The organism is Sorangium sp. So ce124 (assembly GCF_051525235.1).
Classification (GTDB): domain Bacteria; phylum Myxococcota_A; class Polyangia; order Polyangiales; family Polyangiaceae; genus Sorangium; species Sorangium atrum.
Window position 1 is genome coordinate 1,221,960 of record NZ_CP150312.1, and the last position, 12,716, is coordinate 1,234,675.

Genomic DNA, 12,716 nt, shown 5'->3' on the forward strand with positions numbered 1-12,716 from the left:
TGCAGCGCGTCCATAGCCGTGCGGCGTGCACAGCGTGCGAGCGGCCCATTGCGTTGGCGCGCTGGATGTCTGGAATGGAACGGAAAGGGGCGGGGGTGCGCCGTATGTGGCGCAGGATCGAGGGTCGGCTAGGGGTCGCTCGCTACGACAACCGCCGGCGCAGGGATTCGATCTCGTCCTTCGCGGCGAGCTTGTGCTTCTTGAGCTGGGCAGCTTCCATTCTCTCCCCCGGTGTCAGGAACGCCCGTCGACCCAGCTGCCTGAGGCGCGAGTCGAGCTCGCGATGACGCGCTTCCACCATGCTCAGCCGCTGCTCCGGGCCGACTGCAGTCACCGCGCGAGGAGAGATCATCTGATGCTTCATGTGCCCACCTCCAAGGCCCCACAACGGGGCCGTGATGCCTTCGAGGGCCCACAACAGAAGCCCTCGTCCTGATCGTCGCTGGAGAGGAGACCGCCGCCGACCGTGCTACACGCCGAGACAGCGGCCTGATGAACGAATGCGAGATTACCGCAACATGGCGGATCCATGCAGGCATTTTGTCGGGCGAGGCCATTCTGCAATTTCACAGAGCGGCCGTTGTAGCCAGGGATTGCCCTAAGGCGTACAGCAATCCACCGGTGTCCCAGACGGCCGGGCCGGACTCTCCGTCCATGCACGTTGCGGAACAACCTCGAGCGCGGGGCTATTCTTCCCCGGCAATGTCGAGTTCCAGCGCCACCTCGGTCGCCCTCCTGGCCCTTGCGGTCGTCCTGGGCGGATGCACTTCGCAGGCCACCGTGCCGGCGCGGGCGCGATCGCCGCAGCCGGCCTCGGCGCGCGCGCCGGTCGAGCTCGCGCCGGTCGTCGTGTCGCCTTACTCGGACGCCGAGCTTGCGGCGGAGTTCGAGCGGGCGCGCGCGCTGCTCCTGGCCGACAAGGCGCGTGAGGCGGCGCCCCTGTTCGAGCGGCTCGCCCGCCTCGCGCCGGGCGGCGAGGTCGCGCCGCCGAGCCTCTTCAACGCCGGCCTCGCGCACGAGGCGCTCGGCGACCGCGCGCTCGCGGCCGAGCGCTACCGCGAGGTCGCGCAGCGCTTCCCGGACCACGCGGTCGCGCGCGGCGCGCTCTTCCGGCTCTCGCGCGCGGCGGCGGCCCTCGAGCGGTGGCCCGAGCTCGTCGAGGTGTCGCGCCGCCTGCTCCGCTTCGGCGATCTGAGCGTGCTGGAGGCGATCGAGGCGCGCGGCGCGCTCGCGCTCGGCCTTGTCGAGCAGGATCTCGTGGATGAGGCGGCGCGCCAGGTCGCGCTCGCGCGCGATCTCATCGAGGAGCACCGGCTGGGCGAGTCCGGCAAGCCGTCGATCGAGCTCGCGCAGGTGAGCTTCGCGCTCGGCGAGGTGCGGCGGCGCCGGAGCGAGGCGATCACCTTCGTGCCGGTGCCGGCGAGCTTCGCCGAGGCGCTCGAGCGCCGCTGCCAGGGCCTGCTCGACGCGCAGAGCGCCTACACCGAGGCCATGCGCAGCCTCGACGCCCACTGGTCGGCGATGGCGGGTTACCGCATCGGGCAGCTCTACAAGGAGCTCCACCGCGACGTGATGCAGGTCCCGCCGCCGCGGAGCGCCGACACCCCGAGGGAGAGGCAGCTGTTCGAGGGGGCGATGCGCCTGCGCTACCGCGTGCTCCTGGAGAAGGGGCAGAAGATGCTCGCCGGCACCGTGCGCCTCGGCGACCGCACCGGGGAGTCGTCGGCGTGGGTCCTCCGCGCCCGCGACGCGCAGCGCGAGATAGAGCTCGCGCTCGCCGACGAGCAGGCGGCGCTCGCGAGGCTCCCGTTCACCGAGGCCGAGCTCCTCGCGGCGCTCGACGCGCTGAAGACGCAGGCGCCGAAGCGGCCGTGAGCCCCGCCCGGGCGGCGGGGAAGGGGCCCGCCCGGCTCAGTTCAGCGTCGGCGCGCACCCGAAGAGCACGTCGAGCTCCGCGCGCACCTCGTGCTGCACCGTCGTGCAGGACGCGGGGCAGAGGATGATCTTCTTCGGGAGCGCCTCGTCGTCGTAATACCAGCCCGGCCCCGTGCCGCAGTCCCCTGCGTCGTCCGCCTTCGGGACCTCCAGCGGGCTCGCGCCCTCGGGCGCGAACCTGACAGCGACCCGGCTCGTGTCGAGGACCGCGCCCGCAGGCGGCGCGGGGATGAGGAGCTCGCACGGGAGCGCCGACGCGCGGATCTCGGCCATCTTCGCCGAGAACGCCGTGATGTCCGCCGTGACGTCGAACGCGCGGGTCGTCCCGCCGGCGTCGGCGATCTGGTCCAGGTTGGTGAGCGTCGAGCCCTGCACCGCGATGACGTAGGTCTGGACGCCGTTGTAGCGGAGGGCCCTCTGCGCCATCTCCGCGGTGCTCGCGACGGTGTTTCCGGAGCAGCCCGAGGGATCGCCGTCGGTCGCGAGCACGACGATCACCTTGTGAGAAGGGTTCGCGTCCTTGTAGGCGGTCGCGTTCGTGAGCACCCCCTGGAGCGCCGGCCGCATGGGCGTCCCGCCGCCCGGCGAGGTGCTCTGGATGGAGGCGGTGAGCTCCTGCGTGTTCAGCGGCAGCTCGCCGATGGCGACCGCGAGCTCGTCATAGCTCGTGTGGTTGCAGTCGCTCTGCCCGTTGCTGCTCAGCGGGAAGTAGGTCAGTCCCACGTTCATCCCGGCCGAGGCGGCGTCGGTGACGAACGCCGAGAGCGCGTTCGTGACGCCGACCCATTTCGAGCCGAGCATGCTGCCGGATCGGTCGAGCAGGATGAGCATATCGAGCGGCAGGAGCGTGGCCTCCGCGCTCGCCTGGGCGCAGGAGGACCCCTCCCCGAGGCCGCCCTCGCCGGCGCCGCCGAGCCCTCCCCCCTCGCCGAGCGACGTGTCTCCGCTCGCGCTGCTCACGCCGAACGAGCCGCCGTCGCCGCCGCTCGCGGCGTCATCCGGCCGGGGGATGCGCGCGGGCTTCTCGTCCTCGGTGGCCGCGCAGCCGCCCGACTGAGCCGCGATCCCGGCGGCGACGAGGATAGGGGCAAACACGAAATGACGTCGGAAGGACATCTCTGCGCTCCTCTGGAAATGGGTGCGACGTGGGTCGGGGCCGCGGGGCTCCACGCGCGAAGTGGTCTGTCTATCGAGGGATGGCCGAGCTCCGAGACGATCTCGTCAGTGTATGCGTATCTCGATCGAGGCGCGATAGGGGCTCTCCGGTTTGTAAGCCTGGCTCGTGTCGCGCTGTCGTTGCTCTCTTGTCTTTCGCTGCTTGTCACGGCTCTCGTCGCTTGTCGCAGCTCTCGTCGCTCTCGCAGGGTCTCGCGCGCTCGTCGGCGCGGCGGGGCTCGGTGTCTTCGCTCGTCGCTGATCGCGCCGACCGTTCCGGGTGCTCGCGCGCGGGAACATCATGTTTCCTTGCGCAGCCGCGATGGACGCGTAATTCCCACGAGGTGCGTCACGCTTGCTGGAAAGAGGCGAACATGACTAGGTGGATTCCATGGGTACTTTCCGCTGTCGCCCTGACGGATCTCGGCTGTTCGACTGCGACATCCGCGGGCAGCTCGGGCCCGGCGGGGGCCGGCGGCGCCGCTGGGGCGGCTGTCTCGAGCGGAGGGGGCGGCGCAGGCGGGGACGGCGCGCCGTGCCGGATCGACTGCTCGCTCGTTCCGACATCGCAATGCGTCGTGGCCGTGTGCAACGAGGCGACGCGCGATTGCGAGCTCGTCCCCAGCGCGGGCGGGGAGCCCTGTGACGACAGGGACGCCTGCACGGTCGGCGAGGTGTGCGAGGAGGGTGTCTGTCAGGGCGGTGCCCAGGAAGACTGCGGCCTCGCGCCGGACGCCTGTCACGTGGTCACGTGCGTCGACGCGGGCGGCGCTCCTCGCTGCGGCGTGGAGCCGAGGGCGAACGGGGCCCCGTGCGCGACGGAAGACCGCTGTCTCCTCGACGCGGCGTGCCTGGACGGCGCCTGCGTCGGGACCCCGCGGGACTGCTTCTTCTTCCACGTGCCGGACTCCTGTCATGTTGGTGCGTGCGACCCTGCCTCCGGTGCGTGCGAGGCGGTTCCGGGGAACGAGGGGGCGCCGTGCGCGGACTCCGGCGATCTCTGCATGGTCGGCAAGACCTGCCAGAGCGGCCGCTGCGAGGGGGGCGTCCCGAAGGACTGCAGCGCGCTGAGCGTCGGGTGCAACGATGGCGCCTGCGATCCGGGCTCTGGCAATTGCTATGCTGAGCCGATCGGACCGGGCGGCGCCTGCCTCTCTGGGACCGACGAGTGCAATCGTGGCGTCTGTGACGAGAGCGGCGCCTGTATTTCCATCCCCACCCCCGGAGAGTCGTGCCCCTCGCAGGCGATCGGTTGCACGCGCGGCGTCTGCAGCGAGTCCGGGGTGTGCACGGCGCGCCCGGTCGCCGATGGCGGGCTCTGCGTTGACAGCGACTCGTGCACCGTGGGGGAGTCCTGCCTGGCTGGCGTCTGTCAGGGCGGCGCCGCCGCGGCGGCGCCGGTGGTCTATTTCCGGGATACGTTCGAGAGCGACGCGGCCGGGTGGGAGCTCGGTCCGACCTGGCAGATCGGCGCGGCGAAGGCGTCAACCGGCCAGACCTACGGGCACGCCGATCCGGCGCTCGATCACACGGCGACGTCGGACAACGGGGTGGCCGGCGTGGTCATCGGAGGGAACGCGCCCGTCGGTGTCCACCCGTACTTCTACCTGACGAGCCCGGTCGTCAACGCCGATGTCGCGGGCGGCGTGTACCTGACGTTCTGGCGTCTCCTGAACAGCGATGAGGCGCCCCACATGACGAACCGTGTCGAGGTCTACGACGGCGTCCGCTGGAAGGTGCTCTTCGAGTCGGGGGCGTACCCCGGCGTCCGCGACTCGGCCTGGACGAAGGTCGTCTATGACCTGACGCCCTACAAGAACGCCAGCCTGCGGGTCCGCTTCGGCTACGAGATCGGGCGGGAGTCGTTCGTCGACATCGTGTCGAGCTGGAACATCGACGATGTGGAGATCGCGAACGCTGCTTGCCCGTAGAGCGCGCGGCGCGGGCGCGGGGAGCCACAGGGACCTTGCGCCCTCGGTGGCTCGACTCCGATGTTCGGCCGGGGCCCTCGGCTCACCGCTCCACGACGGCCGAGAGCGCCGCCGTGATCGCCCGGGAGACCTCGTCGACCGGGCCATCCCCGTCGATATGAATGATGCGGTCCCCCGGGACGAGCTCCTCCGCCCGGCGGTACGCCTCCGCGAGCCGCGCCTGCAGCTCTGTCTTCTCGAACAGCTCCTCCGCCCCCCCGCGACCGCGGCGGCGCTTCTCGGCGATCTCGGGCGTCACGTCGATCACCACCGTGACGTCGGGCCTCAGGGCGTGGCGGTTGAGCTCACGGATCCATTCGATGATCCCCTCGGAGCGCCCCCCGTCCTCGCTCGCCGTCGTGGACTGGTAGGCCAGGCTCGACAGGTCGTAGCGATCCGAGATCACGACGTACCCGTCGCGGAGGAGGGGCTCGATCTCGGCGCCGAGGTGATCGAGGCGATCGGCCGAGAAGAGGAGCGCCATGATCTCCGCCTGGTGGGCGCCGGGGAGCGAGATCCGGTGGGTCAGGACCTGCCGGAGCAGCGCGCCCACCGGCCCGGCGCTCGGCTCTCGGGTGACGTGGACCAGGCGCCGCGCCGCCCTGAGGTGCGCCGCGTAGCGCTCGGCCTGCGTGCTCGTGCCGGCGCCGTCGATGCCCTCGAGCACCACGAAGACGCCACGGCCCGCCTCGCCCGCCGGGCGCGACGCGGGGCTCTCTTGCTCGCCTCTCGTCTTCGGCATCTAGACCGCCTCCTCGCTCCCCTCCGCGACGGGCGGCGCGTCCTCCCCGAGCACGACGTTGTCGATGAGCCGCGTCGTCCCGACGCGGACGGCGACCGCCAGCAGCGCCCGATCGCCGATCGTCGGTGCGTCGCTCCAGATCGCCAGGGACTCCGGATCGGCGAGGTCCACGTAATCGATGCTCGTCGCGACGGCCGCGAGGCGCGCGCGCGCGGGCTCGAGGAGCGCCGCGGCGCGCCGCTCGCCGCGGGCGAACGCGCGGCACGCGCCGGCGAGGGCGAGCGGGATGGCGCGCGCCGCGCTCCGCTGCCCGGGCGAGAGGTAGGCGTTCCGGGACGACATGGCGAGGCCGTCCGGCTCGCGCACCGTCGTCGCCCCGACGACCTCGACGGGCAGGAACAGGTCGGCGACGAGCCGCCGGATGACCTGGAGCTGCTGGTAGTCCTTCCGGCCGAAGACGGCGACGCACGGGCCGGCGAGCGACAGCAGCTTCGTCACCACGGTGGCGACGCCCTCGAAGTGCACGGGCCGATGGACGCCGCAGAGCGGGCCCGCGGTCGCGCCGACGCGCACGCGCGTCTCCTCTCCGGGCGGGTACATCGCGGTGACGTCCGGCGCGAACACGCCGTCGGCGCCGGCCTCCGCGCAGGCGGCGAGGTCTCGCTCGAGCGTCCGCGGGTAGCGCGCCAGGTCTTCGCCCGCGCCGAACTGGGTCGGGTTGACGAAGACGGTCACGGCCACGAAGTCCGTCCTCCGCCGCGCCTCCGCGATCAAGGCGAGGTGGCCTGCATGGAGCGCGCCCATCGTCGGGACGAGGCCGACGCGGCGCCCTGCCGCACGAGCCCGCTCGCACGCCACCCTGAGGTCGCCAGGATGTCGCCAAAACTCCATAATGGAATCCTATCAGACGTACGGCAAAATCGGAGCTTCGATCATGGTCGACCCGCCGTCCAGCCCAGACAACGCCATCGCTCCCGACTCCGAAGACGCCATCGATTCAGCTCCGGCCGCCGAGCCTGGATCGCGCCCGGGCGGCCCCTCCAGCGCTCGGTCCGGGGGGAGCTCCGCCCCGTCCAGCGGCCCGGTGTCGATACCGGCCGCCCCCGGGGTGATCGCGATCGAGGGGGACCCGACGCACTACCTGAACCGCGAGCTCTCGTGGCTCGAGTTCAACGCGCGGGTGCTGGCGGAGGCCAGGTCGCACGAGGTGCCGCTGTTCGAGCGCCTCAAGTTCCTGAGCATCTTCTTCTCCAACCTCGACGAATTCTTCATGGTGCGCGTCGCCGGCCTCCAGGCGCAGACGCAGCGCACGATCGCGGAGGTCCCGCCGGACGGGCTCACGCCCCACGAGCAGCTCGTGGCGATCAGCGCGCGCGTCCACGCGCTCGTCGATGACGCCTACCAGCTGTGGCACTCGGATCTGATCCCGGCGCTCCAGCGCGCCGGCATCGTGATCGTCCGGCCCGACGAGCTCGGCGCGACGGAGCTCAGCGCGCTCGACGATCGGTTCCGCACGGACATCTTCCCGATCCTCACGCCGATCGCGATCGATCCGGGGCACCCGTTCCCGCACCTGCGCAACAAGATGATCAACCTCGGGATCATGTTCTCCCGGGAGCATGAAGCGCAGGAGCCCGGCTTCGCGGTCATCCAGGTGCCGCCTGGGCTGAGCCGGCTGATGCGGGTGCGCGTGGAGGGCGCGGCGCGCGCGTTCGTCCTGCTCGAGGACGTGATCGCCCGGCATGTGAAGGATTTCTTCCCCTCGGGCAGGCTGCGCGGCACGTACCCCTTCCGCGTCACCCGGAACTGGGACCTCGAGATCGACGAGGAGGAGGGCGAGGACCTGCTGGAGACGATCCAGGCCGAGCTCCGCCGGCGCGATCGCGGCAACGCCGTGCGCCTGGAGATCGGCTTCGGCGAGGGCGCCGGCACCTCGGTCCAGCGGCTCTGCCGCGCGCTCAAGGTCGACGCGTCGCACGCCGTCTACCGGGTGCCGGGGCCGCTCCACATCGCCGACCTCATGGGCATCGTCGCGGACGACGAGCGCCGCGAGTACCGGGACGAGCCGTTCGCCCCGCAGGTCCCGCCGCTGTTCCGGGACGTCGAGGACATCTTCGCCGTCATCCGGGAGCAGGACGTGCTCCTGCACCACCCCTACGAGTCGTTCGATCCGGTCGCCGAGTTCGTCTCCCGCGCCGCCGACGACCCGAACGTGCTCGCGATCAAGCAGACGCTCTACCGGACCGGCGGCGACTCGCCGATCCTGAAGGCGCTCGCGCGCGCGGCCGAGAGCGGCAAGCAGGTGACGGCCATCGTCGAGCTGAAGGCGCGGTTCGACGAGGCGAGCAACATCCAGTGGGCGAGGACGCTCGAGCAGAGCGGCGTGCAGGTGATCTACGGCCTGCTCGGGCTGAAGACGCACGCGAAGGCGCTGCTCGTGGTGCGGCGCGAGAAGGACAAGCTGCGCCGCTACGTGCACCTGTCGACGGGCAACTACAACCCGCAGACCGCCCGGCTCTACACCGACATCGGCTTGTTCACGGCGAACCGGGAGATCGGCGAGGACATGACGTCGCTCTTCAACCTGCTGACCGGATACAGCGCGCCGCCCAAGTGGAACCGCCTCCTCGTGGCGCCGCTCGGCCTGCACCAGGCGGTGCTGGGCCTCATCGCGCGCGAGGAGGCCCACGCGCGGGCCGGGCGCAAGGCGGAGATCGTGGCGCAGATGAACGCGCTCGTGGACGTCGACGTCATCGACGCGCTCTACTCGGCGTCGCAGGCCGGGGTCGACATCAAGCTCGCCGTGCGCGGTATCTGCTGCCTCCGGCCGGGGATCCCGGGCCTTTCGGAGCGGATCCAGGTGCGCGCGATCATCGATCGTTTCCTCGAGCACAAGCGCCTGTTCCGGTTCGCGAACGGCGGCAGCGAGGAGATCTACATGTCGAGCGCCGACTGGATGCCGCGCAACTTCCATCGCCGCGTCGAGCTGATGATCCCGATCGTCGAGCCCGCCACCCGCGCGCGCGTGGAGGACATGCTGAACACCGTGATGTCCGACACGGCGAAGACCTGGGAGCTCGCGAGCGACGGCAGCTACCACAAGCTCCAGCAGCCCGCCGGCGCCCCCCTGCTTCGGTCGCAGCACCGCTTCATCGAGCTCGCGCGCGAGCGGGTGAAGCTCAGCGATCCGCTGGCGCGCGGCGGCGGGCGCTTCCACATCCTCCGCATGCCCGCGGGCGCGGACGACGGCGAGCCTCGCCACCGCAAGGGCGCCAAGAAGAAGAAGGGTCTGCTCTGATCGACGGCGCGCAGGAGAGGCGTCCCCGCGGCCTCGCGCGCGGGGAGGGCGGGGAGGATCGGGCCACGGGAGCCCTTCAGAACTGCGTCTGCAACGCGGCGGAGCCGGGGCCGAGCGAGAGCGTGGTCTCGACAGAGGCCTTGGGCGCCGCGTCGCCGGCTGGCACCTTCTTCCCGCCGATGACCCAGAGCGGGATGCCCACGGCGATCATGAGGCCGCCCGCCACGGAGACGAGCGCGCCGGCGAGCTGGCGGCGCCCGTCGGTGCGCGTCTCGCAGATGCCCGTGAAGCCCCCGAAATCGCAGTAGATCTCGTATCGGTTGCTCGCCGACGCGAGCAGGCCGGTCCCGGTGAAGAACGCGATCGTGCCGCCGGCGGTGAGCGCGATGCCGCCCAGCATCAGGCCCGGGCTCTTCCGGCGCAGGGGAACCGGGGGCGGAGCAGGCGGGATCTCCGACGGGCTCACGGGGTAGCCCGGCGGGAGCGGGGCGTAAGCGCCGCCGTGAGGGTAAGCGCCGCCGTACGGAGCGTAGCCGCCCGGGGGACCCGGGGGCGGATAGCCCGGCGAGGCGCCTGGCGGAGCCTGAGGGGCTTCCTGCGGCGGCGCCGGGTAGGGGACTGCAGGGTACGGCGGCGCGGAGGCACCCGGCGGCGCGGAGGCAGACGGCGGAGCGGGTTGCGGCGCCGCAGCGCCCGGCGGTGCAGCAGGCGCGCTGCCGGGCTGTTGCGTCGCAGCAGCCGGGGGCGGCGCGGCTGGCGGCGAGGCGGCCGGCGGCGCAGCGGCGGCGCCGGGCTGCTGCCGCGCGACGCCCGGCGCCACGGGCGACCCTGCAGGAGGCTGTCGTTGCGGCGCTGGTTGCGCGCCCGCAGTCGCCGCGGCGAGGAGGCCGGACAGCGCGACGCCGAGCGGCAGGGCGAGCGCCCGCGCGCGGGTGCGCGGCGAGCGGCCCGGCGTTCGGACGGCGTCGGGCGAAGCATTCAAGCGAAGCATCTCGGGCGTCCTTTCATCACGGCGGTTGCAATCACTCGTGTGGAAGCTCGGCAGGCTTCTGCGCCGGCTCTGGCGGAGGCGCCCCCGCTGTCGTCGGCGCCTCCGCTGTCGGCGTCGCCCCCGCTGAAGGTGTCGCCACGGGCGGCGCGGCGGCCGGCTTCGGTGCGCTGGTGCGCTTCTTCGGCGGGGCGGCTGCGGCTGCTCCGGTGGCTGCTCCTTTCGGAGAGGCGCTGGCAGCGGTTCCCTCTGGCGAGGCGCCGGCTTCAGCACGTTGCGGGGCTGCAGCGCGCGCCGTCTCCGCTGCGGCCGGTTCGGCCGTGACGATCGTCGGCGGCGACGAGTCGACGGGAGGTGGAGCTGGCAGCTCGGCCGTATCCGTCGGCGTGTCAGGGGACGCGGCGGACGGCTCCGCCGTGTGTGTCTTTGCCGGAGCGGCTCTCGCGGGGTCCGGCGCGGCGCGCTCCGGGGTGCGGGGCGACTGCGCGGCGAACACGATCACCGCGGCGAGCGCTACGAGGCCCAGGAAGACCAGGAGCACGCGATCTCGCTTCGGCTTCGTCTGTGCGCTTCCGCCGCGCGCCCGCGCGGGCTGCGCCTCGACGCCGCCTCTCCGATGGGAGCGATCGCCGGCGCCGCGCGCCCGCGCGGGCTCCGAGGCGTCGCGCGCCCGCGCGGGCTCCGAGGCGTCGCGCGCCCGCGCGGGCTCCGAGGCGTCGCGCGCCCGCGCGGGCTCCGCGCTGCTCGGAGCAGCGGCGCCGCGCGCCCGCGCGCCGTCGCCGCCTCGGCTCGCCGTCGGATCGACGCGCGCCCCCGCGGGGCCTCGTGCCGTCGCGCTGTCGCCCTGATCGCTTCGCGACGAGGGCCCCGCGCTCCCCGGATCCACGCCTGACGCCGTCCGCGACGCAGCGCTGCTCTGCGGCGCCTTGCGCCGGCTTTCTTTACGCTGGGCGCGTGAAAGCTTCTTCGTCACGCAGCGACCGTACCGAACAGCAGGCGGGCCGCCAAGGGGCCCGCGGGGCGCGTCGGCGTCCGACTCGTGCGGCGCGCGCAGGCTCCCGCGCATCCGGGAGCCGCCGGCGCACGCCGAGCGCCCCGTCGAACGAGACGTGCGTGGACGGCCCCCGCAGCGCGCCGCGACCCACGAGCTCGTCGCGCGGCGCCAGGACGCGCAGAGCACGGCCCCCGCCGGCGCAGCAGGATCGACGCGACCCATGCGACCGCCACGAACGATGCAGCGCCTCGGCGAGCGCAACGGATGGGACCGACGCAACCTACGTGAACGATGCGACCCACGCGGCGGACGCGTCGACGCAACCGACGGAACCTACGGGAACCTACGGGAATCGACGCGAATCGACGCGAACGAACGGCTCGCTGGCGTATCCAACACGAACGGGTGTCGTCCCGCTTGACATGGGTCGCCTCCTGGGTATCCTGCGCGTCCCCATCCCTCAGGGGGAAATCCGCGTCACTATGCCGACCATCAGCCAGCTCATCCGCCAAGGCCGCGAGGCCGCTCGTTACAAGACGGCCTCTCCTGCGCTCAAGTCCTGCCCGCAGCGGCGAGGCGTGTGCGTACGTGTTTACACCACGACGCCGAAGAAGCCCAACTCGGCGCTCCGCAAGGTCTGCCGCGTCAGGCTGAGCAACCAGATGGAAGTGACGAGCTACATCCCGGGCGAAGGCCACAACCTGCAGGAGCACTCGGTCGTCCTCATCCGCGGCGGCCGTGTTAAGGACCTGCCGGGCGTGCGTTACCACGTCGTCCGCGGCACGCTCGACGCGTCCGGCGCTGCCGGGCCGAGCTCCACCAACAAAGCGACCCGCAACCGCAAGCGCTCGAAGTACGGCGTGAAGCGCCCGAAGGCCTGACAGAGGAACGAAGATGCCCCGTCGTCGCGAAGTCCCGAAGCGGAAGATCATTCCGGACCCGAAGTACAAGGACAAGCTCGTCGCCAAGTTCACGAACTCCCTGATGCAGTCGGGCAAGAAGGCGACTGCCGAGGGAATCCTCTACGGCGCGTTCGACATCGTGCGCGACCGGTTCAAGGAGGAGCCGATCGACGTCTTCCGCAAGGCGCTCGACAACGTGAAGCCGAAGCTCGAGGTGAAGAGCCGGCGCGTCGGCGGCGCGACCTACCAGGTCCCCGTCGAGGTCCGCCCCGAGCGCCGCGTCGCCCTCGCGATGCGGTGGCTCGTGACCTACTCGCGCGGCCGCGGCGAGAAGACGATGCGCGAGCGGCTCGCCGCCGAGCTCGTCGACGCGGCGCAGAACCGCGGCAACGCGGTCAAGAAGCGCGACGACACGCACAAGATGGCGGAGGCCAACAAGGCGTTCGCCCACTACCGCTGGTAGGTCAGCGAGGCCAGCGCGGATCCCGGATCTGCGCTGGTTCGTCATTTCAGGTCCCATCCCCAGGCGAGGAGACGCGTAGAGCGAGATGGCACAGCTGACATAAGGATCGGGTTACAGAGCCGGTCCTCTCGAGGGAGCGCGACAGCGCCGCCCTCGCGGGACCTAGAAAAGCTGCTGCTGTACCCCGACACCCTCTCCAGGTTTCAAGTGCCCGCCACAACGGAGGCGGGCCGGGCTGGAGAGGGTGTTTTGCATCCTGAGTCCGGAAC

General features: G+C 71.8%; 11 protein-coding genes. 5 read left to right on the forward strand and 6 right to left on the reverse strand.

All coding sequences use genetic code 11. The features are described from left to right. Window positions 1-142: 142 nt before the first annotated feature. Entirely contained in the window at window positions 143-364 is a 222-nt protein-coding gene (locus WMF19_RS04485) for a DUF465 domain-containing protein (RefSeq protein ID WP_437897939.1), read from the reverse strand. A 338-nt stretch (window positions 365-702) separates the two neighbouring features. Between WMF19_RS04485 and WMF19_RS04490 the strand changes: the two genes are divergently transcribed. Further along, on the forward strand, window positions 703-1,875 hold the full coding sequence (locus tag WMF19_RS04490; protein WP_437897940.1) for a tetratricopeptide repeat protein: 1,173 nt from the start codon (window positions 703-705) through the stop codon (window positions 1,873-1,875). A gap of 36 nt (window positions 1,876-1,911) precedes the next feature. On the opposite strand, the gene WMF19_RS04495 is transcribed toward WMF19_RS04490, so the two are convergent. Next, a complete protein-coding gene (locus WMF19_RS04495; protein ID WP_437897941.1) occupies window positions 1,912-3,051 on the reverse strand; it encodes a vWA domain-containing protein in 1,140 nt (379 codons plus the stop codon). A gap of 617 nt (window positions 3,052-3,668) precedes the next feature. Between WMF19_RS04495 and WMF19_RS04500 the strand changes: the two genes are divergently transcribed. Next, complete coding sequence (locus WMF19_RS04500) at window positions 3,669-5,021, forward strand: hypothetical protein (RefSeq protein WP_437897942.1); 1,353 nt, start codon at window positions 3,669-3,671, stop codon at window positions 5,019-5,021. 82 nt (window positions 5,022-5,103) lie between these two features. Here the strand turns inward: WMF19_RS04500 and tmk are convergent, their stop codons facing one another. Both tmk and panC read right to left on the reverse strand, forming a co-directional pair. Then, a complete protein-coding gene (gene tmk / locus WMF19_RS04505) occupies window positions 5,104-5,802 on the reverse strand; it encodes a dTMP kinase (protein WP_437897943.1) in 699 nt (232 codons plus the stop codon). Next, window positions 5,803-6,693, reverse strand: coding sequence for a pantoate--beta-alanine ligase (gene panC, locus WMF19_RS04510; protein WP_437897944.1), 891 nt, complete (start codon window positions 6,691-6,693; stop codon window positions 5,803-5,805). It lies immediately after the preceding gene. Between the two features lie 193 nt (window positions 6,694-6,886). Between panC and ppk1 the strand changes: the two genes are divergently transcribed. Further along, entirely contained in the window at window positions 6,887-9,100 is a 2,214-nt protein-coding gene (gene ppk1 / locus WMF19_RS04515; protein WP_437897945.1) for a polyphosphate kinase 1, read from the forward strand. A gap of 76 nt (window positions 9,101-9,176) precedes the next feature. Here the strand turns inward: ppk1 and WMF19_RS04520 are convergent, their stop codons facing one another. Continuing rightward, the gene (locus WMF19_RS04520) at window positions 9,177-10,091 is read right to left on the reverse strand and encodes a hypothetical protein (protein ID WP_437897946.1); all 915 of its coding nucleotides are present in this window, start codon (window positions 10,089-10,091) and stop codon (window positions 9,177-9,179) included. Between the two features lie 31 nt (window positions 10,092-10,122). Continuing rightward, on the reverse strand, window positions 10,123-11,061 hold the full coding sequence (locus WMF19_RS04525; protein WP_437897947.1) for a hypothetical protein: 939 nt from the start codon (window positions 11,059-11,061) through the stop codon (window positions 10,123-10,125). A gap of 503 nt (window positions 11,062-11,564) precedes the next feature. Between WMF19_RS04525 and rpsL the strand changes: the two genes are divergently transcribed. Further along, window positions 11,565-11,963, forward strand: coding sequence for a 30S ribosomal protein S12 (gene rpsL, locus WMF19_RS04530; RefSeq protein WP_012233473.1), 399 nt, complete (start codon window positions 11,565-11,567; stop codon window positions 11,961-11,963). 13 nt (window positions 11,964-11,976) lie between these two features. Then, window positions 11,977-12,447 (forward strand): 30S ribosomal protein S7, encoded by a 471-nt coding sequence (rpsG, locus tag WMF19_RS04535; RefSeq protein ID WP_012233474.1) that lies wholly within the window; start codon window positions 11,977-11,979, stop codon window positions 12,445-12,447. Window positions 12,448-12,716: the final 269 nt, after the last annotated feature.